Origin of the sequence: Marinobacter sp. P4B1 (assembly GCF_001447135.1) — a bacterium.
GTDB lineage: Bacteria > Pseudomonadota > Gammaproteobacteria > Pseudomonadales > Oleiphilaceae > Marinobacter > Marinobacter vinifirmus.
In genome coordinates this window covers 435,317-457,604 of the sequence record NZ_LLXM01000015.1, presented here as the reverse complement: position 1 = coordinate 457,604, position 22,288 = coordinate 435,317, and the positions used below count along the sequence as shown (strand labels likewise).

The window sequence follows — 22,288 nt, the reverse complement described above, 5'->3', positions numbered from 1 at the left end:
CGCTTAACCACATACCAGGTGGCCGGGTCAACGATTGATCACCGGGACCGCCCTGGGAAGGTCAACTATCACGGACAACCCACTTTTCGGAGCAGGTGAGAAGTTGAGGGTTCCACTGTAGCGTTCGACAATTTCTCGAACAATCGCCAGCCCAAGGCCATGGCCTGGGGTCTGCTCGTCCAGCCGCAACCCCCGTCGACCCAGATTGCCGATTTCAGCGTCCGCGACGCCGAGCCCATCGTCTGTTACGCCGATCTGCAGATTTCCGGAGTGTTGAACGAGTGACAGCTCCACGCATCGTTCCGACCATTTGCCTGCATTGTCCAGAAGGTTGCCCATGATTTCATTCAGGTCGTGCTCCTCGATCGGCCAGCGGGCGTCCTCCGGCAGGGAGCTCGACAGTTCAAAGGACTTTTCCGGGTATAGTCGCCCCAGCATCCAGACTAGATCCCGTGCCTGTTTCAGAGGGTAAGCGCTTTTCCCAACCTGTGGCCCTGCAAAGCGACTTCGGCGCATCTCGGCTTCAAGCTGTTTGTCGATGTCATTGAGTCTCGCGGTCATCTGAAGGCGGAGATCGTTGGAGAGCGGACGACTGGTGTCCTCAAGAATCTGCCGGACGGCCGCAATGGGGGTTTTGACGCTGTGAGACAGATTCGCCAGCGCATCCCTTGATCGTTCCAGGCGTTGATCCAGCGAGTCGAGCAATTGGTTGAGCTGCTGGACCAGCGGTCGAAATTCCTCAGGTGCTTGGACATGAATCCGCGAGACCTTGCCATCCTGAAGTCGCTTCAGCGTGGCCTTCAGTTCGACGACAGGGCGCATGGACAGATTGATACCGAACCAGATCACAACGACCAACAGCAGAATCAGCAGAATAGAGACGATGGCCGTCCACCCGTGCAACTCTGCCTGGCTGCGTTTCAGTGCGCCAAGATCCTCGGACACGATCACTACAATCGGCGTATCGCCGATCCGGAACGACTTTCGGTACGCAAGAATGCTCTTTGGGCCTTCGACGGTGTCCGCATCCCGAACACGAACGGTCCCATCCTTTGCTGATTCTATTAACGACGTTAACACCGGTGCCCAGGAATCCGGGGAAATGATCGTTCTGGACGGAGAATGTATGGCGAAGGCGTGGTGAAAGACTTCCTGAAAATAGTCACCAGTCTGGAGACTGTCCAATTGACCGCCAGAATCACGAATCTGATGCTCCAGAAAGGCGACCTCATCCTTGAGACGTGTCTCGACGAATTCCCGGGACATCCGGTCCAGTAAGAGGCCGTGAACCAGCCATGCAAGCCCCATTAGCGCAATGCCCGCTGGCAGTAGCAATAAAAGCAAGGTGCCTGGGCGCGCAAAGATCTGTCGCCGAAATGTCAGAAGCCAAAGTGGAGGGCTCAGATACTTGGGCCGACCCGGTCATCAAGTATGGCATTGCGCCTGAAACTCTAGAGGGACCTAATACAGTTGGGCATCGCTTTGAGGTAAGCCAGCAGCTGCCCTGGCCGGATCATCTGTCGGCGTCTCGCAAGGCAGCGGAGGCCGGAATGCTTGCCGCCCAGCAGGAGACTCAGTGGCTAATAAGGCAGCTGACAGCTCGCGTTAAGGAGGCGTATGCATATTGGTGGTATACCAATGAAGCGATCAATCTCCATCATGAGACACGCGCTTTGGTAGAGCAACTGGCCACCGTAACGGAACAGAGGCTTGACTATGGCATCGGCTCGCAAAGTGAAATGCTCAGGGTCAAAACGGAGTTGGACACTCTAGATGCCAGACTAGTAGAGCTGCAAGCGGAAAAGGCCGGGCTAGCCAGCGACCTGATTCCTCTGCTTGGGCGTCGTCCGACGGGGGCCAGTTTGCAACTGACGGAGGCATCTGAAACGCTTCTGTTCGCCGATGGACAGTTGGAACCAGATCATCCGCTGATTCGGGCAGCCGAGGCAAGGGAAGCCGAGGCGCGCGCGCGGCTGGATGTTGCCGAAGTCGATCGTAGACCTACGTTCACAGCTAATGCCGGCTATAACAGCCTGTGGGCTGACGAGAGAAAACGTTGGGTCGTCGGCATTGGCGTTCGGATTCCATTTAGTGGGCAGCGCCAGCACAGCGCCGTTCGAAAGGCGACTGCCGAAGCCTCACAAAAACGATGGCTGGCCACTCAGGCTCAGCGGGAATGGCGGGCTTCGATCGCTAAACTGAGGGCAAGCGTTGAGGCCGGCCATGGTCGCCTGAACATCCTCAACGAGCGACACTTGCCAAACCAGCGCGCGCACTGGGAAGCCAGTCTGAACGAGCTGGCCAGTGGCACTGGCAGACTGGAGGACGCAATAAATAGCGCAAGACAGCTTACTGGGGTCAAACTCCGTCGAGCTGGGGTGATCCGTGATCTATATAGTGCCTCGGCCGGATACGAAGCCCTGATACCGGTGCGTACTATCAATGCGTTAAATTAAAGAGGTAATTCAATGGTCAAGTCTTCGGGCATTTTGGATAGCACCAGAAAGTTCCATTCCAAATGCCCGAAGACTCGAAAAAACCACTTGGACCAAAACTCATGAACCTTCCTGAATGTTCGCTTTGCGACCATACCGAGTACCAACAGCTTGTTCCGATCTCATCCAAGGGGGCTCATCGAACGGTCACTCTATTGCGGAATAAATACGTTGTTCCGTTGAATGGGCGAGGGGTCGTGAAGTGAGTCGCTGGTTTTTTGCGGACAGGGTGCGATTTTCTACCAATCAGTTAAACCTTCCGCACCCGTCGGGACCAGGCTTAATCGATGTAAAGATTCGTATCCGAATGTTTCACCTTGCGAAGTGGGTTCCAGGGTAGCGGTTGGGCAGTTATACAGACTTGCTCATAGCATATGAGCGGTTTCTTCTGTGATCACAATTTTTTAATTGTTCTACAATTTGGCGTTTCAGTGAGTTTAGCTTCCCGTTGACATTTGGATAGCATTAGCCGATATTTGTTGTACGGTTATTTTCCGTACGCGATGGCGTCTAGGTTTAAGCCAGTAGTACAGCAAAATGGAAAACACCAAAACAGAGGGACTGGTCGATTGGCCAGCCAGTTGAAAGAGGAACACCGCATGTCAAAAACAAGCGCGCGGCTGGATTTACGAATTGATCCAGCTATTAAAGAATTGGCGGCGCGCGCTTCAGCTCTGACCGGGAGTCACAGTCTCTCAGAGTTTGTCATCCAGGCAATCCGGGAGAAGTCGGTTCGCGTGATCGAGGAGGCTGAGGTGTATCGCCTGAACAGCCAGTCGTTTGATGCTTTTGTGGCAGCTTGCGAGGCAGCTCCAGCACCGAACGAGGCGTTGCTTAGCGCGAAACGTCGCCGGAGCAAAAGGATGGAAAACGGTGACCTTGAGGTTAGAGCCATTAGATAAGAAGTCGCATGACCGGAAATCGTTTGATTGTGGGCTGGAACGGGTAAATGAGTTCCTTAGGCGAGAAGCTCGCAAGCAAATGGACAAGAAAATTAATCGCACCTGGGTGCTGGTGGATGATGAACCTACAAATGTGTTGCCAGCTCCGGTCCTGGGGTATTTCACCCTGACCAGTGCAACCGTGGTGCGTGATGAGTTGCCAGATCAGGAGACCCGTAGTCGATACCCGGCCTATCCCATTCCAGTGATCAAGCTTGCGTGGCTGGGTGTGGATAGCAAACTACACGGATCCGAGCACCGATACGGTGAAACGATAGTTCTTGAGGCGTTGGAAGAGGCGTATCGGATTGTTCAATACACTGGCATGGGAATAGCGGTTGTAACGGACCCTCTTACCCAGAGCAGTGATCGTTTTTTTAAGCGCTACGGCTTCCTGCCTATGGGAAGGCAATTCGGAGATCTGCAGTCGCTTTACTTGCCTATGGGTACAATTGGTCAGCTGATTGATCTTCCATCTTGAGAATGGTCGCAACCAGGAATTGTCGCCCGAACGAGCGTTCAAAGTTTTGGATAACGGGCCTGTAGTGAGATTTTGGTTCCATTCATAAAATGAATGCTCTCGCTGCCAGTCCGTCATCAGCATAAGAGGTATAAAACCTGGCGTTGCTCTCAGGCAGGGCTGGAGCAAACCGACGAGTCCACGATCTCTGGCGGATGGGTCAAGCCCCAAGAGAGCTGCAGGTGGCATTCTACCTAACCTTTATACAGTGCTGCCGCCCCTCTTAGCGCTGCCAATACCAATTGCTCGTCGTCACAAACGGACTGCTTCTTAAGTTGTGCAAGAGCAAGTGCGCCAAGCCGAAAACTTTGTGAAATGGGCAGGGGTAGGGCGTATCCGGTACCTGATCCTTGGCTGGCAGCCAGGTAAATCCTGCCGGGCTGGCGCTCAATCGTTATCCCCTTTGTTGGCCTCTTAAACTCGGCCTTGGGTAAATAGCCCAGACACACACAACAAAGAAGTGGTAGGTCGTCCTCGCCCAATTGGAGAACAATCTTCCTCTTCCATTCAACGCGTTCACCTTGGCGTGGTGCGACTTCCAAATTCAGTGCAGCCAGCGGCACGCCACCCTCTTGGGTGATGTAGGTCGCCTCTGCAGTGAGAGCCGCCTTTGAACCGAAACAGCGTACCTTTGCCTGGAGAGCAGGGTGTTCAGGCTTGACCGTCGACATAGCGGTGAATGCTCAATGCTTGAATGACAGGTTCTGGCTCTATCTTGGATTCGCGCTGGAGTCGAACTGGAACCTCATTACGAAATGCTGGATTTTCACGCCAAGCCAACCTCGGGAGAGTCTCCTGCTGTGCAATAACTACTCCCGAAATCGGGCAACTCTTCCGGAGGACCTTGCCCGCCTCGCGATAGGCGTAGTTTGCTCGCAATTGATTCGGCAGAGTGATTCGGCGGACCAAAGGCTGATCGGGTGAACATTTTCGCCTCAGGACATCTACGGCGGTGTCTGCCAACTCCACATCGCGATCCCTGAGTCCTTCGGCAAGCGCCATGGCCTCATCAAAGCTGAGTTTCTGGATCCGGGCGTGACTGGTTGCCCAGGTCCAGGAGATTGAATCCAAATTACGAGGCATGATCCGGATCTGTCGGTAACACTCCCGCAGATCAAGCGTCTGAATTCCTGCACTTTTCAGAGCGTTCTTCAGCACCGTTTCCCGTGATACCCCGCGCTTCTCAAGGGAAAGGTTCCGGATTTTCAGAACAGTTTCCTTGAAGTGACTTTTAGCTGCATTTAGCTGCTCGACCGCCGACACTGTCGCATCTGAAGCACAAATAATGCCCGCTTCGTATTTCCTGTTGTGAGTATCGTCAATGGTCAGCCCAACCGCATCTATAATCGCAGCTCTGCGCGCATCCGCGGTATAGCGCTGTTTTTCAGTGGCGCCAAAAGTTGGGATATACACTTCAAAATTTCTGGCATGATCCGCTTCTGATAGCTTCTTTAGCCCCTCACAATGATCGACGAGGGATTGATAAGCAGTCGAAAGCTCCTCGATCAAGTCACGCGGGACAGGGACATCGCCAACATCAGAGTTCAACATGTTTTGGATCTCCCAATATCAGAGTACGGCACGGACACTGTGTGAACACAAACAAAATCAAAGACCTGATTTATTATACCATATATTCCTGCAGACGAATCTCTTCATTAGCCAATACCAGACTCTGACGGTATCTTGGTTGCACCTAAGCAAAAGATCCTTGAGATTGCCTGAACTCACGAATTGGACACCATGACGAAACTTGCGATCCCACTAAGCCTTGAGACGTTACAAGAGCTGGATAAAGACCGGACAAGACTCTCCGGCTTAACCAATGCTGAGCTGGCGGGTTTGTTTACCCTGTTTAAACTGGCCAACTCATCAAAACCCTTTAATGGCCCTGCGAGTGAACGTCTCCTTGCGGAAAGCCTCCTGCTGATTGGTGATTCTCAAGAGGCCAGATCAGAAATTGAGGACCTGGTACAGGATCGAGTAGAGCACTTTTCTGACCTGGCTCCGGGCAACAGCGACATGTTCTTTCTCATGTCAGTCTCGGACGTTGCCAACAAAAGTTACCTGGAACAAAAAAACCGATGGCGTTACGGTTGCTCGAAAGAGTTCAACCAGGTGTTCATCAAACGTAACATCCTGGGTCTGCAGCGGAATGTGTCACTATCGACTGAGCATGACCGCTTGATTCGAGCCATCGAGGCCGAGCCGGACGAACCCATGGCCATTCAAGGCTTTGCCGGCGTGGGTAAGACCTACCTCATCACAACGCTTGCGGCCTCCTTGAGCGCCAAAGGTCTCTCTGTTGTAGCTCTGGCTCACACCCGTCAGCAACTCACAGCGCTCATGGAACGCACGCAAGCCGTTCGGGGATTGACGTTAGCGGAATTGATGAAAGAGCTGGTCTATCCTGGAGAGCCTGCACCCAGGCCCTCCAGGGGCTCGCGTTACCGGATGGGGCAGCGCTTCAACCGCACCTATGAGCAAATGGCACATATTCTGGGGATCCAACCGCTTCAGCGAGCGAAGCCTCCCGAGGTTGCCAAAATTGCGTGGAAGACGGTAACGTCGTTTTGCCACAACTCCGGTCATGAGATCACGACTGAACATCTACCCGCTACGATAAAATCTCACTGGTCCGCCTCAGACAAAGTCATTCTGGTAGAAGTTGCTCGCAGGATGTGGGAAGTCATTGTGAATCCGCCAAATCAGGAATCTGAACTGCCAATGCGGATCTATCACCAAATCAAGCATGCTGATGTTGAAGGCAAGGTGCTTCCTCCTACGATCCGTATCGCCCTGGTCGATGAAGCCCACGATCTGCCCCTGCCCATTATTAATATTCTTGAGCGAACGCCGCCACCACAGGCGACATTTACCTTTGGTGATCGATACCAACACCTTTTCGGGGCCGGAGGAACTCAGCGACCAGGGCGATCACGAGGTCGAGAACTAGGCGTATCAGTCAGGGCTGGTGAGAGCACAACGGAGCTTTTTAACCAGGTTCTTGCGGCACACCCCATTACTCCGGAGCTGGAGTTTGTCGGCATCAGACCAGAAAACACCCGGGTTGTGTCCTACCAGACCCTGCCGGCGCCGAGCGGAAACTGCGCCATCATTTTTCGCTCATACTGGGCCTTGTTTGAGCAGTTCCAGCGATGCGCCCATGAAAAAGCCGCTTTCACGTTGATGCCAGGATCGGAGAAAGCCCTGCAGTGGTTCATGGGCGACGTAATCGAGCTGTTCAATCACGGTACGCGCCCAAGCTTCCCAAGCTTATTCCGGTACGGAACCTTCGATGAACTGGTAAAGCGTGAATCGCAACACGCCGATATCAGTCGTATTGTCGACCTGCTTTCCCGCGGTTATCAGCTCAAACACCTCGATGAATCATTGTCTCGGCAGGCGAGGGGCTCTGTAAATGTTCTGTGGCTAGGGATGCCAGAGCACACCAAGAACATGGAATTTGAAAAAGTTGTTATTGCGGACGATTTTTTCAGTCAGACCAACATGGTCTCAAAAGATGCTCTCGTGTCCAGCGTGTACACCGCGATCTCGCGAGTTAAAGCGGAGCTGCACCTACCTGCCGAATTTGATAATTGGGTAAGGGGGCTCTCAAGCTGACCAGGGAAACGTCGGTCCACGGTTCAGCGCGATGCGTTATGCCCCTGCGGTTTTCGGATGATCCGAGGATTACCTTCATCTTAATCTTTAGGGTATACGGATTTAATGGTTGATGGGGCACCTTCACCCCATCAATCTGATACCACCCTCAGATGGTTGATAGATCGACTCCGTAGTTGAGTTCCTCTGCGAAGTCCGGCAGTCCGTAACCGATGGTTTTCTTGTAGAAAGGAGAGACCTTCGCAGTCGGTGCCTTTTTCTTGTGCTTCGTGGTGTAGAGCATTCGTGCCCGCATCACCTCGAAGGAGTAACCGCGCCCTTCACGGTTCTTGTCCTTGGCCAGTCGGTTGATGGACTCCGTGTAAGCGTTGGTGACGGGCATGTCCGTCTCGAAGTAGGTCATGGTCTCTTCGCGCCAGTTTCCCACTGCCCTGACCAGATCGCTCCAGACTTCCTTTTGGCCCTTCGGGATGGTGGCTATCCACTCGTCCAGGGCGGCTTCTGCCTGGAGCCGTGTGGTGGCGTCCCAAGAGCTTTTTGCCAATAATGAGCATTATTTAACCCTTCAACGCCAAAATGCGTCTGGCACCGTTAAGTACAATGCCCCCCGCGATGGTGCCGATAATCAGATCCGGATAATTGGAACCGGTCCACGCGACCAGGGCGCCGGCGGTGATGACCCCCAGGTTGATCACCACGTCGTTGGCCGAGAATATCCAGCTTGCCTTCATGTGCGCCCCGCCTTCCCGATGTTTGGATATGAGCAGCAGACAACTGGTATTGGCAATCAATGCGACGAATGCGATAGCCATCATCACCAGCGATTCAGGCTCACTACCGAATACAAAGCGTCTCACCACCTCTACGAGCACGCCCACAGCCAAGATCAGTTGCAGTACACCAGCAAGATGCGCGGCACGTACCTGCATTTTCACGCTATGTCCAACCGCATAAAGGGCAAGCCCGTACACCGCCGCATCGGCAAAATTGTCCAGGGATTCTCCAATCAGGCCGGTGGACTGGGCGATCAGACCGGCAGTCATTTCCACCACGAACAGAAGTGCATTGATGCCGAGCAACCAGCGCAGGGTCCCGGATTCTTGCTTAGCAGAAGCTGCCGAAAACTCGGCGGCCTTGATGGTCTCCGGATTTGCAGCGACGGTTTCCTGAAGCGAGGCGCCTAGCCCCAAGGTCTTCAGTTTCGAGGTGACGGGCTCGACCTCGCCGTCATGCACGACCTTCAGCCGGCGGTTCGACAAGTCGAAGGACAGCGCCCGAATCTCCTCAAAGCCGTTCAGGGCTAGGCGAATCATTCGTTCTTCTGATGGACAGTCCATCTTCGGCACGGCATAAACACTGACCCATCTCCCTGGCGCCTCGGAGGAGGCCTGTATATCGGTATCCGCTGCGGACGTTGCATCACCGCCACAGGCGCCACCACAGGATTTGCTCATGATACGACTCCACTTGAACAATGTTGTGGTACCATTTAAAACTATAAAGCTACTATAAGGTCAATAGAGTAAAGAATCCGTTGGGGAGGAGGCTGATGCGCATTGGTCAGTTGGCGCAGTTGGTAGGGGTCGAAACACAGACGATCCGCTTCTATGAACAGCAGGGCTTGTTGCCGCCGCCTGATCGGCAGGACAACGGTTACCGTGTCTATACCGAGAAGCATGGTGAGGGGCTGGCCTTCATCCGTCGCTGCAGAATCCTGGGCCTGTCACTGGCTGAGATTCACGAACTACAGAGCTATCAGGACGACCCTCATCAGCCTTGTACCGCCGTCAACGCCTTGCTCGATGATCACATCTCTCATGTGCGGTCGCAGATAACCGCTCTGCAAGCGCTTGAGAAACAACTCGTTTCACTGAGAGCGAGTTGCAACGATGACCGGGAAGTTGAGGCGTGTGGGGTTCTTGCTGGAATTAGCGAAGGAAACATGCACCAGCAGTAGGTGAAGCATCAACCAGATAATCCGATGAGATGCCGGTCTGTCTCACTCTCATGCAAAGGTAAGATCAACCATTTAATCCGCTTACCCGAAAATTGGTGACAACAAAAATGAATATGTTGATTTCGACGACCTGGAAATCAAAAACTACGTAAGCTATGAGCTCGGCAATAACATGAAAGCCTTTGGCCGTCTGGATCTTGACTTTAAAGATCACGCCAATGGTAATGAAGAAGAAATTGCCGGTGACAATTACGCGTCAACAGATGAGCCGATTGAAGAGGCATATGTTGGTATCCAGTACGGCGTAACCTCTTTCTCCTTCGGTAAGCAGAACTTCGCTTCTGACGAATTCGGCATCGAAGAAGCCTATGAAGCACCGCTGGACGAAGATCAGTTTGATGCGGTAGACACAGACGGCGATGACACCTTCCGCGTAGACGTAGAACTGGATCAGGTATACCTGGTTGCAAGCTACGAGCTGGAAGCCGAAGACAAAGATGGCATCACCGGTGAATTCTTCGATCTGTTCGCTGCTACCGAAATCGCTGGTCTGGAACTGGCTGCCGCTTTCCAGCAGCACACTCCGATTGGTGGTGATTCCCTGGACACCTGGGGTCTGAGCGCCGGTTACGACTTTGGCATGTTTGGCCTGGCCGCTGACTACAGTGTCACCGACGACAGCAACACAGATCGCGAAACCACCCTGTATAACGTTGCTGCTACCATCGACGTCACCAGCACTACCGGCGTTGCAATCGGTATGCAGAACCAGGAAGAGGACAACGAAGAAGACGTAACTGGCTGGTACGCTAACGTGACTTATAAGTTCCCGGAAGCCAAGAACGTAAGCGTGTTTGCTGAAATTGCTGACACTGATGAAGACGACACCGACATGGGCTTCCTGGCCGGCATGCGCGTGAAGTTCTAAGCACTACCTCCAAAGCACCAACCACAGTCATACCCACGGTTGGCGCATGGAAAAACAAAGGCCGGGCAGCAATGCCCGGCCTTTGTGCATCTCACACCGCCACATCCAGTGGCGGCACCTGCTGGTGTAAAAACCATTTCTCTGTCACCACCTTCCGTGTAAACCAGTGTGAGCGCATCAGCGTGCTGGCAATGGGTTGCTTGAGCCATTCCGGCAAGTCAAAACCATGTTCCTGCTCAGACGCCCGATTGCCAAAGCGGGCCGCGATCTGTTCGCCGTAGGGCTGCAGGGAAACCGCAGAATAATCCGGGGCTTCCTGTATCACTTTCGCAGCCATCAGGGCCGATTCGATGGCCGGGCGGATGCCTTCGCCGCTCTGGGTGTAGGCCAGCCCTGCGGCATCACCGATCAGCAACACGCCATCGTCCAGCAGCGGGCGGTCGGCGTGGGCATACAGCAGGTAGGCGTGACCCTTGAACCGGCCGGGCAGGTCGGCGGGAATGCGCCCGGCTTGTTTCATATCTTCTACAAAGGCTTCCAGGTGATCCGTCAGTCGGTGATTGTCTTCCCGGCCCAGGCCGATGTTCAGGTAGCTGCCTTTGCGGAATACCCAGGCATAGCCCTTGAGATCGCGGCAGAACCAGAGCTCCGGCGTGTCGCCCCGGGCTTCGCAGGCGCGGGCCTGTTCCGGTGTCATCTCGAACTCTACTTCCTTGGCCGCAACCACGGTTTCATGCTTGCCGGGGCCGTTGCCCAGCTGCCGGGCCACAGGGCAGAAGTGACCGCCGGCGCCCACCAGTAACGGCGCCTGCCATTGTTCGTTGATCACCCAGTTGCCGCTGTCACGGGTGATGGATTTTACCGGCGTACCCAGCTGTTTGGTGCAGGACACCCGGCCAAGCAGGTAGTCATCAAACTCGCAGCGGCGGATGCCGTAACTGACCACTTCACCGTGGTTGTTCTCCACCGCGTCCTGGCCCATCATGCCGATGCGGAAGCGGCGAATGGGTTGCAGGGTGCGGCCATTGCCATACTCGTTGGCATCAATATCCAAGCTTGCCAGTACCGCGGGGGTTACCCAGCCTGCGCAGGTTTTATCCCGGGGGAATTCGGCCTTGTCGATAATCAGCACCTGCTTGCCCGCGCCCTCCAGCGCCCGGGCCAGGGTAGCGCCGGCGGGGCCGGCGCCGACAATGATCACATCGTAGTAATCCATCAAATGCCCTCCGGTGTGGCTGGGAAGGTATAAAGATCCTGCCGGCTCCGGGGCAGCTGATTGTTATCGCCGTGGGTGAATACCACCTGGAACAGCTGCAATGAGCCGGCCCGGAAGGCGGCAATGGAGCCGGCCAGGTACAGCCGCCATGCCCGGGTGAAGTGCTCGTCGTACATCTCCGTTACCTTGTCCTGGTTGGCGGTGAAATTGTCCATCCAGTGGCTCAGGGTCTGGGCGTAGTGCAGGCGCAGGTTCTCCACATCCAGCACCGAGAAATCGCCGTGTTCGCAGAGTTCCATAAACTCGCCAATGCTGGGCGGGTAGGCGCCCGGGAAAATCCGTTTCTCGATCCAGGCGTTCATCAGCATCGGCCGGTTACGCCCGATACTGTGCAGCAGGGCAATGCCATCGGGTTTGAGGGAGCGTTTGATCAGTTCCGACAGGGCCGGGTAGTTGTCCTTGCCCACATGCTCCAGCATGCCGATGGAGACGAAGGCATCGTACTGGCCTTCAATGTTGCGGTAGTCGTCTTCCACATAGGTGACCAGGTTATCCAGACCCTGCCGCTCTGCTTCGGCCCGGGCATAGGCCAGCTGTTCCCGGGATATGTTGTAGGCATGCACGGTTACCCCGTAATTGCGGGCCATGTACCGTGCCAGGCCGCCCCAGCCGCAACCGGCTTCTACCACCGTCATGCCCGGTTTCAGGCGCAGTTTGCGGCACACATGTTCCAGTTTGGCCAGCTGGGCCTGTTCCAGGGTGTTGTCTGCCTGTTCGTAATAGGCACAGGTGTACTGCATTTCCGCCGTATCCAGCCAGAGCCGGTAGAACTCGTTGCCCAGATCGTAGTGGTGGTGGATGTTTTCCCTGGCTTCGGAAATTCCGGTAGGCCGGGGGTTGTGGTTGCGCCACAGTGCATCCAGCCATTTCGGCCACTTCTGCCGGGCCGGATGAACCGCCCGGTACATGGCTTCCATAAGATCCGGAAGGTCGCCGTCTACTTCCAGCCGGCCGGCGCTGTACAGGTCTCCGAACGCCAGGTTGGGATTTGCCACCAGTGAATACAGGGCTTTGGGGTCGGCCAGGCTCAGGGTGAACCGGGCGGGTTGCTGTTCCGGTTCGATGGTCTCGCCGTTCCACAGGCGGAAGCGCACCGGTGGCGAACCGGCCATGCGCATCAGCTTGGCCACCAGCCAGCGCTCGTAGCTGTGGGGTTCCCGGTCGGTCTGGCTGTTTTCGAGGGGCAGGGTCAGCACATGGCCCTGGGCTCTTGGGTCGCTTCCGCTATATTCCGGTTTGCGGGCGGTGTTCTGTGTCACGGCAGGCTCTCCCTTTGTTCTCTGTGCTCCTGTGCGGTCCCGAAATCAGGCTGAGAGTCGCGTTTCTGACTCAGTATAGAAAATGATCAGGATTTGTCAGGTATTGGCGAAAACGGAGGGCAAAGCGGGGAGAAAAGCGGGATCGGGCGGGTGCCCGATCCCGGAAGGTACAAGTCTTAGTAAGTAGCACTCATGCCAAACCATTCAGGGAATATGATGATCATCGCCAGCACCAGGATCTGGAGCAGGATGAACGGCAGTATGCCCTTGTAGATATCGGTGGTTTTGACGTTCGGTGGCGCCACCCCTTTCAGGTAGAACAGGGCGAACCCGAACGGTGGCGTCAGGAAGCTGGTTTGCAGGTTCATGGCCACCAGGATGGCGAACCAGAGCATGTTGATGCCCAGGGCTTCGGCCACCGGCGCCAGGATCGGCACGATGATGAACGAAATCTCCACGAAGTCGATAAAGAAGCCCAGAACCAGGATCACCAGCATGGCCAGGATGATGAAGCCCCACTGTTCGCCCGGCAGCATCAGCAGCCATTCTTCCAGAAGGTAGTCGCCGCCGGTGTAGCTGAACACCATGGAGAAGGCGGTGGCACCGATCAGGATGGCGAACACCATGGCGGTTACGCTGACGGTATCCTTGGCCGCATCCCACACCATCTTGAACGAGAACTGGCGATAGATGATGGCCAGGACCACCGCACCCACACCACCCAGTGCGGACGATTCGGTGGGGGTGGCAATGCCGGTAAAGATCGAGCCCAGCACCACCACAATCAGTGCCAGCGGCGGGATAATCGCGAGCAACGCATCGCGTATTTCCTTGCCACGGCTGATGCTGTCATCCGGCGGCATGGCCGGAGCTGTCTGGGGCTTGAGGCGGGTGATCACCAGGATGTAGATAATGTACAGGCCGATCAGAACGATGCCGGGCATCACTGCGGCCTTGAACAGGTCGCCCACCGGCAGGCCCAGCACATCCCCCAGAATGATCAGGATAATGGACGGCGGCACAATCTGGCCCAGGGTGCCGGACGCACAGATAGTACCGGTGGCCAGGCGCTTGTCGTAGTTATGGGCCAGCATCACCGGCAGGGAGATCAGGCCCATGGCTACCACACTGGCGCCGACCACGCCGGTGGACGCAGCCAGCAGTGCTCCCACCAGGATGGTGGAGATAGCGAGGCCGCCCGGCAGGCCGCCAAACAGCCGGCCCATGGACGTGAGCAGCTGCTCGGCCAGCCTGGTGCGCTGCAGCACCACGCCCATGAAGATAAACAGGGGTACGGCCATCAAGACGGTGTTCTGCATCACACTCATGATGCGGTAGGGCATGAACGCGAACAGATCCATGCCTTCAGCGAAGATGCCAAAGAACAGCGCCACGCCACCGAAGGTGAAAGCCACCGGGAAACCCAGCATCAGCATGACCAGTGCCACGCCGAACATAATCATGCCGATCATGCCAGACCTCCCGCACTGTGCTCGCCTTCGTATTCTTTATCACCTGCCATCACCCTCAGGGCGTAGGTGGCCATGTTCAGGCCGGCGGTCGCCATAAACACGGCAGAGAAAGGAATCACGGCTTTGATAATCCAGCGGTGTGGCAAGCCGCCCGGGTCGCCGCTGCCTTCACCCATCTGGTAGGCGTCCTGGGCAAAGCTGTAACCGTAGAAGCCGATCAGGTAGGCGAAGGGCACGACAAAGATCAGGGCGCCAATCAGGTTCACCCAGGCTTTGCGCTTCTGGCTCCAGTTGGTGTAGAACACGTCTACCCGAACGTGGCTGTCTGTGCGCAGGGCATAGGGAATGCCCAGCAGGAACACCACCGAATACAGGTGCCATTCCATTTCCTGCATGGCGATGGAGACGTCGTTAAACACATACCTTGTGAGCACGTCGTAGAACACGTTGGCGGCCATCAGGATCATGGCAATGCATGCCACCCAGCCACACACTTTCGAGACCCAGGCCAGGCCCTCGTCCAGTTTTATTATCCAGCGCATCTGTACATCGTCCTCCGCAGAGCGGATTTTCTGTTCTGATTAGAAAGCAAAAAGCCGGGACCTCTCCAAGAGCGATCCCGGCTCTGTTGCTGCATGGCGCCCAGTTTACTCGACTTCCGCCATGGTGTTGAGATAGGCCCTTTCGGAAATATCCGTGTAAGCCCGGCTCTGCTCCTGGTAGCTCAGCTGGGAATCAATGATCTTCTTGGCGATTGCACTGTCTTCCGCCGCTTCTGTCAGCAGTTTTTTGTTGGCATCGTACATGGCCTGGAAGATGTCTTCCGGGAACTGTTTGATCTGTACGTTCGGGTAGTCTTGCTTGATGTTGGCCCAGGCCTTGGCGTTTTCATGCTGGGAATGTACCAGCATGTCGTAGGAAGCGGTGCGCATGGCTACCCGCATGATTTCCTGCAGGTCTGCCGGCAGGCGTTCCCATACACGCTTGTTGACCAGGAACTGCAGCTCGGTGGCCGGCTCGTGCCAACCGGTGTAGTAGTAATCGGCGATCTGCTGGAAGCCAAGACGCAGATCCAGGGCCGGACCTACCCACTCAACGGCATCAATGGTGTTGCGCTCAAGGGCTGTGTACAGCTCGCCCGGGGCGATGTTGGTGGGGTTAACACCCACCTCGGCGAAGACTTCGCCGGCAAAGCCCGGGATGCGCATTTTCAGACCTTGCAGGTCTTCCAGCGACTTGATTTCCTTGCGGAACCAGCCGCCCATCTGCACACCGGTGTTGCCGCCGGGGAACGACAGCATGTTGTGGGGCTCATACACTTCCTGCATCAGCTCCATGCCGCCGCCGTGGTAGAACCAGGCGTACTGTTCCATGGCGTTCATGCCGAACGGCATGCTGGTGAAGAACAGGGTTTCCGGAACCTTGCCTTTCCAGTAGTAGGAGGCAGAGTGGCCCATGTCGTACTGGCCTGCCTTGACCATATCGAACACGCCCAGCGGCGCTTTGTGCTTGTTGGCGGAGTCGATGCGGATGGTCAGCCGGCCGTCAGACATTTTCTCGACGGTTTCGGCAAAACGCTTGGTTGTGTCACCGAAAATGGGAAAGTTGGGGCCCCAGGTTTCGGCCAGTTTCAGGGTGAATTTGTCTTGTGCCAGCGCCTGTGTGGCGGCAAATGTCGTTGCCACAGCCAGTACAGCCGCGGATAGAACAGAACGGATCTTCATTGCTCTTCTAACCTCTGATGTTGTTGTAATTGTCTTTGGCTCAGAGCCAGCCGCTTTTTGGGTGACCGGCTTGTTCTTGCAGTCTAGTTCACAAACACAATGGTTGTGCTATGCAGCTGCTCGAATTAAGACATATGTCTAAGGCCTCGGAGCTATACGAACGGTTTTCACAAATCGTTCATCCGGCCGATCTGGCTGGCCAGGCGCATGGCTTCATGTTCTTCCAGCGATTTCAGGTCTTCCAGCAGAGACTTGGCTTCGGGGATCTCTGCCTTGCCGATCAGGCTGTCGTAGAGCGCCATGACCTGGTCATGAAAATCAAAGATCTCCCGGGCAATGCCGGCGAAGTCCAGCGCTGAGTAATCGGTGCTGCAGGTCCGGTTTTTTTCGATGGGTTTGTGCACCCCGTAATCGTAAAGCCGGGTTTGCATGGCTTTCGGATCGGCCTGGTTTTCATATTCGGCCACCGCCTTTTCCAGCAGGGTCTCGTGGCTGCTGATGTAATCCAGCAGGGCACTGGCCCGCTCGTCTTTATGCTGGCCGGCCGATTCGTGCAGGCAACGCGCCAGGTGGGCGTGCAGTTGCCGGGTCCAGTCGATCAGGTCTGCGAAGGTTTTGATTTCCATACGGCATATCTCCGGTCAGAATGGCTGTTGAAATGTCGGTTTGTCTGTAAGTCTAGACAATATTCTCTGCCTGCCATGCCCTTTGCCTGTTGATCGGGATCATAAGCCTGATGAGTCGTAGCAATCCCTTCCGTTTCTTCCTGTCCCGGCTGACCGAGGATTACCTGCTGCTGGCACTGGTGGTTGGGCTGGTGCCCTTGCTGTGGGCGGTGTCACCCTCTTTGAGTGAGCTTGCCGGGCTGGTGCACTGGCAAACCCTGGCGGCGCTCACCGGTTTTCTGGTGCTGAGCCGTGGGCTTGAAGACAGTGGTGCCCTGGCCCGTTGTGGTGTTTGGCTGATGGGCCGGTTTCGCACGGAGCGTTCATTGGCACTGGCGCTGGTGGTTTTTTCCTGGCTGTTGGCTGCGGTAGTGACCAACGATGTGGCCCTGTTTATCGTGGTGCCCCTGACTGTTGCCCTGGCCGCGGTGGTGCCGGTTCCGCTGGGCCGGCTGGTGATTTTCCAGGCCCTGGCTGTGAATGTCGGGTCGGCTCTGACGCCCATCGGTAATCCCCAGAACCTCTTCATCTGGCAGACCCGGGGCATCGGGTTTGGTGAATTTATGGCGGCCATGCTGCCCCTGGTGGGGCTGTTGACGTTGGTCTTGCTCCTGGCCACGGTGCTGGCGTTTCCCGCCCGGCCGGTTGTTGTCCGGCCGGCGCAAAGGCCGGTCAACCGCAGACTGTTGTGGGTGTCTTGCCTGTTGTATCCGGGTTTTATTGTGGCGGCGGAGCTGGGCGCTGTGGTTGTGGCTGCGCTGGCCGTTGTGCTGTTGTATGGCCTGCTGTTCCGGGCGGTTCTGCGCGGGGTCGACTGGCTGCTCCTGCTGGTATTTATGCTGATGTTTGTGGATCTCGGGCTACTGGCCGGGCTGCCTCAGACGGATGCGCTTGTGGCCTGGCTGCTGGCACTGCCCGGCGGTGTGATGACGGCATCGGTGGTGGTGTCGCAGTTCATCTCCAATGTGCCGGCCACCATTTTGCTGGCATCCTTGGCTGACGACTGGCAAGCCCTTGCCTGGGGTGTGTCGGTGGGCGGATTCGGGTTGGCGATCGGTTCGCTGGCCAACCTTATTGCCTTGCGCCTGGCCCGGGTTGAGGGGTTATGGCGGGAGTTTCACCTGTGGTCATTGCCGGCACTGGTGCTGGCCCTGGGAGTGGCTGCGCTGGCGCACTACGTTGTTTGATGCGCCTTCGAAACCATCGTAACGCCGGCTTTTCAACACCATAGTGCAAAGCCGCAGCCAGGCTGATGGCAGCAGCCAGGGCGATCAACACGCCCAGCGGGCCGGGCAGGCCGGCGCTGTATGCGGCGCTTATGATGCCGTAGCCGATATTCTGATGAACCAGGTAAAGCGTGTAAGAGATGCTGCCAAGCCACAGCAGCGCCGGGCGTGTAAGGACATTGAGGCGGCCGGCAACGGCCAGGATAAACACGCCGTAACAGCCGAGCACAAACAGGTTGTATGGGGCTTTGTAGGCGACCAGGCAGTGGCCAATGGTGAGTGCCAGCAAGGCGGTGTCAGCACCGCCAGGCCGGCCATGGCGATACCACCGGTAAATCAGCATGCCGCTGATGAACAGTGGCGCGTAGCGGGTGAAGAGCAGGTCCTTGACCAGAAGTTCGAGGCTGTCCGGAATGGCTTTCCACCAGATCACGGCGGCATAGCTGATGAATGTCCAAAGCCAGAGCATGGGCCGTAAGCGCTGCCAGCCTCCGAGCCCGTAAAACAGCAGGGCAATCCAGACATAGAAGGTCGCTTCGATCACCAGGCTCCAGTAGGCGCCGTCTACATGGGGGTGGCCCAGATATTCGTGCAGCAGGGTGGTGTTGAGCAGGGCCGAGCCCAGGCTCACCACGCGATCGTCCGGCCCCATTACTTGCACTGTCAGCCAGGTAAGAACGATTCCCGCCCAGAGTGCCGGCAGCAGGCGAAAGGCCCGGGCCAGGCCAAACTGGCCCGGGCTTCGGGTGCGCTCCAGAGTCATGAAAATGACAAACCCGCTGAGGATAAAGAACAGATGCACGCCGTAACGTCCGAACTCCAGAAACGAGGGGCTGCTGAAGGTGTGGCCGTAGAGCTTGTCGTAATACGGCAGGTAATGGAACAGCACCACGCCGAGGGCAGCGATACCTCGCAGTGAGTCCAGGGCGGTCAGGCGGGCTTGGGCGTTTTGCATTGCGGTTCCGGTTGTCGTCAGGGCAAGTGGTCAGTTTAGTCCTGTGCGGACCGGCCGACTACGGGCTTGCTATACCATTCGATTTCCGTGCGCTGACGGTCTGTTCATTTGCCGGGCCTGACCTGTGCCCGGGTAGGGTATATGATGATAAGAAACCTTGGTCAGGGAGCGAGTGAGATGACGGTAGAGCTGGGTATTATCGAAGGATTTTATGGCCCGGTGTGGAGCTGGGGCGAGCGGCGCCAGCTGGTTAATGCCCTGACCACCCATGGCTATGGTTTCTACCTGTACGCGCCCAAGGCTGATCCGTACTTGCGCCGGCGCTGGCAGGAGCCGCATCCGCCGGAACAGGCCGAGGCGTTGGCGGATTTTGCCGGATTCTGCCGGCGCGAAGGGGTGCGTTTCGGCGTAGGGCTGAGCCCGTTCGAGGTTTTCAATAACTTCGATGACATCGCCCGGGATGCCCTGGCGAAAAAACTGAAAATGCTGGATCGCCTGGGTATTCAGGAGCTGGCCATCCTGTTCGACGATATGCACCCGGATACCCCGGAACTGGCCCGAACCCAGGCCGGAATTATCCGGTGGGTGCAGGAGCATACCGCGGCTGCAAAAATCAGCGTGTGCCCAACCTACTATTCCGATGACCCGGTGCTGGACCGTGTGTTCGGCCAGCGGCCGGCGGATTATCTGGAAACCCTGGGTGCGGAGCTGGACCGCGATGTGCGGATTTTCTGGACCGGGGAGGAAGTCTGCTCCCGGGAGATTTCACCGGGCCACCTCAAACGTATCAGCAAGTTGCTGGGCCGCAAGCCGCTGCTCTGGGACAACTATCCGGTCAACGACGGCGACCGCATGTCCCGGCACCTGCACCTGCGCGGATTTACCGGCCGCCCTGCGGGCAACGCCGCCTATCTTTCAGGCCACGCCATCAACCCTGCGCTGCAACCGGTGCTCACCAGTATTCCGGCCATTACCCTGGCGGAATCCTATCGCCAGGGGCCGGATTACCAGTATGGCCAGGCGTTTTTGCATGCGGCAAGGGAGGTATTGGGGCTGGAGCTGGCGGAACAGCTGCACAGAGACTTGCTGGTGCTGCAGGATACCGGGCTGGGGCGTATCAGCGATGAGAAAAAACAGGCGCTGATGCACACCTACGATGCCTTTGATCACCCGGCTGCCCACGAAATTCTGCGTTGGCTGGCCGGGGATTACCAGGTTACCGACGAAATGGTGGCCACCCAGTAACCCGGTTACTCCAGGTAGTAGTCGAAGGTAGAGACTACACGCACGGTTTTTAACGGCTGCTGTTGTTCCGAAACCCCCGGGGCCTGGTCCCGGGCGAGGATCTGGAAAATCCCCTGATTGGCCCGTCGCAGGCCGCCGAGCTCGGCATCGGCATCCCGGGCAAATTGCTGGGCGGATTCCCGGGCGGCAGCGGTGGCTTCGGCGATCATTTGCGGCTTGATATCGTTCAGGCCACTGAACAAATAGGTGGGGCCGCCGGGGCCGTAGTCCGACGACAGCACCACACCGGAATCCACCAGTTCGCTCACGTTCTGTGCCGCCTGGCGGATACGGTCTATGTCGGTGCTGCGCACCATCAGGGTCTGGTTGATGATGTACTGCTGCTCGTTGTTGTTGCCGGAGTATGGATTGGCGCGGGTATCGGTAACATCCAGCCGCTGCAGTTCAACCGACGACTCCTCAATCGCCTGCAGTTTCAGGAAGGCCATGATGGCTTCGCGGCTGCTGCGGGTTTTGTTCTGGGCTTCATCCAGCGTGCTGCCGGTGGCGACAAAACGGATTGGCCACAAGGCAAGGTCTGCCTGCACCTCGCGTTCCGCCACGCCCTTGACCGTCACGTAGCGGTCGGCCGTGCGCAGCCCCATCAGTCCCTCGCTGAGCAGAGACGCGGCAAAAATGGCACACAGGCCGATGATCAGGGCAGAGACAACTTTCATGCTTACTCCTTGTGATTAATCACAGTTGGTCGTGGTGCGCTGGCCGAACCGGGCCTGCATGGCCTCTCGCTCCCGTTCCGGGTCTCGGAATTCCCGGGGCATGGGCTGGATAAAGTATAGATAGTCGCCTTTGTGACGGTGCTTTGCCAGCGGCATGTCTGCTTCGTTGGCCGGCCATTCGACAGGCGAGATTACCGTGATATCCAGTTCCGGTGCACGTTGTTCCAGCACCGCCACGGTACCAAGGCGCTGCTCGCTGTGGAAGGTGCCGGTGGTATGCACCAGTTGATGCCCGGGCCGGTTGCGGAGCGCTTCCACCATCCGGTGCGCCATGGTGTTATCCCGGAGCAGTTGGGCCTGGTAGGTGTTGAGCATGCGCCCGGAGAGTTCAGCCTGTTCCGTACCATGGCTGCCGCTGATGGCGTCTATGAACTTGTCCCGATATTCCGGGGTGTCCAGGAAGGCCTGCTGCGGCAGGGCTGAGCGCTGCGCTTCCGGCAGTCTGTCCAGGTAAGCCTTACCCTCGCGGCCGACACAGCGAACGGTGTCCGCCGGTGCGTTGGCGGCGATCACCGGTAACTGATGCTGGCGTGCAAATTCCACCAGCGGCCGGTAGGAGGCCTTGTAGTTGTCCCAGGCGTTGGCGTCTTCCAGCATTTCGGTTTCGCCGATTGTGCCGGCCAGGTAGGCATCCACGGCAGCCTGGTGGTCCAGGTTGAACTGTTCCATGCTCAGGATCTGGGCGGGGTTTTGCCGGTACAGGGCTTGTTGCAGCCGGGCCTGGAGCAGGTGAGAGGCGTGGTGGCCATGGTACTCGCCGATCACTACGATATCGGTGTCGGCCAACTGGCGGGCCAGTTCCTGGACGGTAACCGGAGCGCCGGTCTTCGCTGCCAAAACCACCGCATCGTACTGGCTGCTGGGCCGTGCCGGGATGTTGTCTGCCGGCACAGCGGCGCACCCGGTGACGGTGGCGAGTGTTAACAGGAGGCTGGCGAATAAAGGTTTCATAGGAGCTTATACGCTTCGCCGCTCAGTCGGTTTTCTGGCGGGAGTCTTCGCGCCAGTCCGGGCCCAGCCGGGCTTCCACATATTCCCGGATAAACTGCCGGACCTTCTGGGACGGCGTTACATCTTCCTCTTTGCACAGGGCTTCAAAGACCTTTTTCTTTTCCGGGTCAATCAGCAGGGTAAGGCGTGCGGTTCGGTTTTCCTTGGGCATAGGTATCAACGCTCATGCTATGTTAATCAGGTTAACATTGAATGTAATCGTAATGAGCATATA

At 56.8% G+C, this 22,288-nt stretch carries 22 protein-coding genes and 1 pseudogene; 8 read left to right on the top strand and 15 right to left on the bottom strand.

What is annotated here, in order from left to right; genetic code table 11:
- Positions 1–27: 27 nt before the first annotated feature.
- A complete protein-coding gene (locus tag AQ621_RS13770) occupies positions 28–1,308 on the bottom strand; it encodes an ATP-binding protein (RefSeq protein ID WP_226595800.1) in 1,281 nt (426 codons plus the stop codon).
- A 68-nt stretch (positions 1,309–1,376) separates the two neighbouring features.
- Here AQ621_RS13770 and AQ621_RS13765 point away from each other — a divergent pair, with 68 nt between their 5' ends.
- The 3 genes from AQ621_RS13765 to AQ621_RS13755 all read left to right on the top strand — a co-directional run bounded on the left by AQ621_RS13765 (position 1,377) and on the right by AQ621_RS13755 (position 3,917).
- Positions 1,377–2,456, top strand: coding sequence for a TolC family protein (locus AQ621_RS13765; protein WP_133005111.1), 1,080 nt, complete (start codon positions 1,377–1,379; stop codon positions 2,454–2,456).
- Between the two features lie 638 nt (positions 2,457–3,094).
- Positions 3,095–3,397, top strand: a complete 303-nt coding sequence (locus tag AQ621_RS13760; RefSeq protein WP_041657499.1) for a type II toxin-antitoxin system TacA family antitoxin — start codon at positions 3,095–3,097, stop codon at positions 3,395–3,397.
- A gap of 79 nt (positions 3,398–3,476) precedes the next feature.
- On the top strand, positions 3,477–3,917 hold the full coding sequence (locus AQ621_RS13755; RefSeq protein WP_058341909.1) for a hypothetical protein: 441 nt from the start codon (positions 3,477–3,479) through the stop codon (positions 3,915–3,917).
- Between the two features lie 233 nt (positions 3,918–4,150).
- Here AQ621_RS13755 and AQ621_RS13750 read toward each other — a convergent pair whose 3' ends face one another.
- Entirely contained in the window at positions 4,151–4,627 is a 477-nt protein-coding gene (locus AQ621_RS13750; RefSeq protein ID WP_058341908.1) for a hypothetical protein, read from the bottom strand.
- The gene (locus tag AQ621_RS13745) at positions 4,608–5,507 is read right to left on the bottom strand and encodes a DNA replication terminus site-binding protein (RefSeq protein ID WP_058341907.1); all 900 of its coding nucleotides are present in this window, start codon (positions 5,505–5,507) and stop codon (positions 4,608–4,610) included. The genes AQ621_RS13750 and AQ621_RS13745 overlap by 20 nt, the downstream gene beginning before the upstream one ends.
- A gap of 192 nt (positions 5,508–5,699) precedes the next feature.
- Between AQ621_RS13745 and AQ621_RS13740 the strand changes: the two genes are divergently transcribed.
- On the top strand, positions 5,700–7,580 hold the full coding sequence (locus AQ621_RS13740; protein ID WP_058341906.1) for an AAA family ATPase: 1,881 nt from the start codon (positions 5,700–5,702) through the stop codon (positions 7,578–7,580).
- A 148-nt stretch (positions 7,581–7,728) separates the two neighbouring features.
- Here the strand turns inward: AQ621_RS13740 and AQ621_RS13735 are convergent.
- Both AQ621_RS13735 and AQ621_RS13730 read right to left on the bottom strand, forming a co-directional pair.
- A pseudogene (locus tag AQ621_RS13735) lies at positions 7,729–8,109 on the bottom strand (transposase); the annotation flags it as partial.
- A 28-nt stretch (positions 8,110–8,137) separates the two neighbouring features.
- Positions 8,138–9,034: a cation efflux transmembrane domain-containing protein gene (locus AQ621_RS13730; RefSeq protein ID WP_004574643.1), complete on the bottom strand. Its 897-nt coding sequence runs from the start codon at positions 9,032–9,034 to the stop codon at positions 8,138–8,140.
- A 95-nt stretch (positions 9,035–9,129) separates the two neighbouring features.
- On the opposite strand from AQ621_RS13730, the gene cadR reads away from it, so the two are divergent.
- Both cadR and AQ621_RS13720 read left to right on the top strand, forming a co-directional pair.
- A complete protein-coding gene (gene cadR, locus AQ621_RS13725) occupies positions 9,130–9,537 on the top strand; it encodes a Cd(II)/Pb(II)-responsive transcriptional regulator (RefSeq protein WP_004364961.1) in 408 nt (135 codons plus the stop codon).
- 91 nt (positions 9,538–9,628) lie between these two features.
- Positions 9,629–10,465: a porin gene (locus AQ621_RS13720; RefSeq protein WP_319822996.1), complete on the top strand. Its 837-nt coding sequence runs from the start codon at positions 9,629–9,631 to the stop codon at positions 10,463–10,465.
- Between the two features lie 91 nt (positions 10,466–10,556).
- On the opposite strand, the gene AQ621_RS13715 is transcribed toward AQ621_RS13720, so the two are convergent.
- The 6 genes from AQ621_RS13715 to AQ621_RS13690 form a co-directional block, all read right to left on the bottom strand.
- Positions 10,557–11,681 (bottom strand): NAD(P)/FAD-dependent oxidoreductase, encoded by a 1,125-nt coding sequence (locus tag AQ621_RS13715; RefSeq protein WP_058341904.1) that lies wholly within the window; start codon positions 11,679–11,681, stop codon positions 10,557–10,559.
- Positions 11,681–13,000: an SAM-dependent methyltransferase gene (locus AQ621_RS13710; protein WP_058341903.1), complete on the bottom strand. Its 1,320-nt coding sequence runs from the start codon at positions 12,998–13,000 to the stop codon at positions 11,681–11,683. Before AQ621_RS13710 ends, AQ621_RS13715 begins: the two co-directional genes overlap by 1 nt.
- A gap of 176 nt (positions 13,001–13,176) precedes the next feature.
- On the bottom strand, positions 13,177–14,472 hold the full coding sequence (locus AQ621_RS13705) for a TRAP transporter large permease (RefSeq protein ID WP_058341902.1): 1,296 nt from the start codon (positions 14,470–14,472) through the stop codon (positions 13,177–13,179).
- Positions 14,469–15,014, bottom strand: coding sequence for a TRAP transporter small permease subunit (locus tag AQ621_RS13700; protein ID WP_058341901.1), 546 nt, complete (start codon positions 15,012–15,014; stop codon positions 14,469–14,471). Before AQ621_RS13700 ends, AQ621_RS13705 begins: the two co-directional genes overlap by 4 nt.
- A 105-nt stretch (positions 15,015–15,119) precedes the next feature.
- Positions 15,120–16,196 carry a TRAP transporter substrate-binding protein gene (locus tag AQ621_RS13695; RefSeq protein WP_022988398.1) on the bottom strand — a complete coding sequence of 359 codons (1,077 nt, stop codon included), beginning with the start codon at positions 16,194–16,196 and terminating at the stop codon, positions 15,120–15,122.
- A gap of 167 nt (positions 16,197–16,363) precedes the next feature.
- Positions 16,364–16,822: a hypothetical protein gene (locus AQ621_RS13690; RefSeq protein WP_058341900.1), complete on the bottom strand. Its 459-nt coding sequence runs from the start codon at positions 16,820–16,822 to the stop codon at positions 16,364–16,366.
- Positions 16,823–16,932: 110 nt separating this feature from the next.
- Between AQ621_RS13690 and AQ621_RS13685 the strand changes: the two genes are divergently transcribed.
- Complete coding sequence (locus tag AQ621_RS13685; protein ID WP_058341899.1) at positions 16,933–18,048, top strand: SLC13 family permease; 1,116 nt, start codon at positions 16,933–16,935, stop codon at positions 18,046–18,048.
- Here the strand turns inward: AQ621_RS13685 and AQ621_RS17410 are convergent.
- Positions 17,933–19,042, bottom strand: coding sequence for an acyltransferase family protein (locus AQ621_RS17410; protein ID WP_145840286.1), 1,110 nt, complete (start codon positions 19,040–19,042; stop codon positions 17,933–17,935). The two genes, AQ621_RS13685 and AQ621_RS17410, sit on opposite strands and share 116 nt — an antisense overlap.
- Before the next feature lie 177 nt (positions 19,043–19,219).
- Here AQ621_RS17410 and AQ621_RS13680 point away from each other — a divergent pair, with 177 nt between their 5' ends.
- Positions 19,220–20,287: a beta-N-acetylglucosaminidase domain-containing protein gene (locus AQ621_RS13680; protein WP_058341898.1), complete on the top strand. Its 1,068-nt coding sequence runs from the start codon at positions 19,220–19,222 to the stop codon at positions 20,285–20,287.
- Positions 20,288–20,292: 5 nt separating this feature from the next.
- Here AQ621_RS13680 and AQ621_RS13675 read toward each other — a convergent pair whose 3' ends face one another.
- The 3 genes from AQ621_RS13675 to AQ621_RS13665 are packed head-to-tail and all read right to left on the bottom strand — an operon-like array spanning position 20,293 to position 22,225.
- Complete coding sequence (locus tag AQ621_RS13675; RefSeq protein ID WP_058341897.1) at positions 20,293–21,003, bottom strand: SIMPL domain-containing protein; 711 nt, start codon at positions 21,001–21,003, stop codon at positions 20,293–20,295.
- A gap of 15 nt (positions 21,004–21,018) precedes the next feature.
- Positions 21,019–22,014 carry a ChaN family lipoprotein gene (locus tag AQ621_RS13670; RefSeq protein WP_082641092.1) on the bottom strand — a complete coding sequence of 332 codons (996 nt, stop codon included), beginning with the start codon at positions 22,012–22,014 and terminating at the stop codon, positions 21,019–21,021.
- Between the two features lie 22 nt (positions 22,015–22,036).
- On the bottom strand, positions 22,037–22,225 hold the full coding sequence (locus tag AQ621_RS13665) for a hypothetical protein (RefSeq protein ID WP_022988393.1): 189 nt from the start codon (positions 22,223–22,225) through the stop codon (positions 22,037–22,039).
- Positions 22,226–22,288: the final 63 nt, after the last annotated feature.

Coding starts and splice junctions, on each gene's coding strand:
- AQ621_RS13685 (WP_058341899.1), top strand. CDS start 16,933: ATGAGTCGTAGCAATCCCTTCCGTTTCTTCCTGTCCCGGCTGACCGAG.
- AQ621_RS13755 (WP_058341909.1), top strand. CDS start 3,477: ATGGACAAGAAAATTAATCGCACCTGGGTGCTGGTGGATGATGAACCT.
- AQ621_RS13770 (WP_226595800.1), bottom strand. CDS start 1,308: ATGGGGCTTGCATGGCTGGTTCACGGCCTCTTACTGGACCGGATGTCC.
- AQ621_RS13690 (WP_058341900.1), bottom strand. CDS start 16,822: ATGGAAATCAAAACCTTCGCAGACCTGATCGACTGGACCCGGCAACTG.
- cadR (WP_004364961.1), top strand. CDS start 9,130: ATGCGCATTGGTCAGTTGGCGCAGTTGGTAGGGGTCGAAACACAGACG.
- AQ621_RS13680 (WP_058341898.1), top strand. CDS start 19,220: ATGACGGTAGAGCTGGGTATTATCGAAGGATTTTATGGCCCGGTGTGG.
- AQ621_RS13670 (WP_082641092.1), bottom strand. CDS start 22,014: ATGAAACCTTTATTCGCCAGCCTCCTGTTAACACTCGCCACCGTCACC.
- AQ621_RS13705 (WP_058341902.1), bottom strand. CDS start 14,472: ATGATCGGCATGATTATGTTCGGCGTGGCACTGGTCATGCTGATGCTG.
- AQ621_RS13675 (WP_058341897.1), bottom strand. CDS start 21,003: ATGAAAGTTGTCTCTGCCCTGATCATCGGCCTGTGTGCCATTTTTGCC.
- AQ621_RS13700 (WP_058341901.1), bottom strand. CDS start 15,014: ATGCGCTGGATAATAAAACTGGACGAGGGCCTGGCCTGGGTCTCGAAA.
- AQ621_RS13695 (WP_022988398.1), bottom strand. CDS start 16,196: ATGAAGATCCGTTCTGTTCTATCCGCGGCTGTACTGGCTGTGGCAACG.
- AQ621_RS13745 (WP_058341907.1), bottom strand. CDS start 5,507: ATGTTGAACTCTGATGTTGGCGATGTCCCTGTCCCGCGTGACTTGATC.
- AQ621_RS13665 (WP_022988393.1), bottom strand. CDS start 22,225: ATGCCCAAGGAAAACCGAACCGCACGCCTTACCCTGCTGATTGACCCG.
- AQ621_RS13750 (WP_058341908.1), bottom strand. CDS start 4,627: ATGTCGACGGTCAAGCCTGAACACCCTGCTCTCCAGGCAAAGGTACGC.
- AQ621_RS13765 (WP_133005111.1), top strand. CDS start 1,377: ATGTCAGAAGCCAAAGTGGAGGGCTCAGATACTTGGGCCGACCCGGTC.
- AQ621_RS13760 (WP_041657499.1), top strand. CDS start 3,095: ATGTCAAAAACAAGCGCGCGGCTGGATTTACGAATTGATCCAGCTATT.
- AQ621_RS13730 (WP_004574643.1), bottom strand. CDS start 9,034: ATGAGCAAATCCTGTGGTGGCGCCTGTGGCGGTGATGCAACGTCCGCA.
- AQ621_RS17410 (WP_145840286.1), bottom strand. CDS start 19,042: ATGCAAAACGCCCAAGCCCGCCTGACCGCCCTGGACTCACTGCGAGGT.
- AQ621_RS13715 (WP_058341904.1), bottom strand. CDS start 11,681: ATGGATTACTACGATGTGATCATTGTCGGCGCCGGCCCCGCCGGCGCT.
- AQ621_RS13740 (WP_058341906.1), top strand. CDS start 5,700: ATGACGAAACTTGCGATCCCACTAAGCCTTGAGACGTTACAAGAGCTG.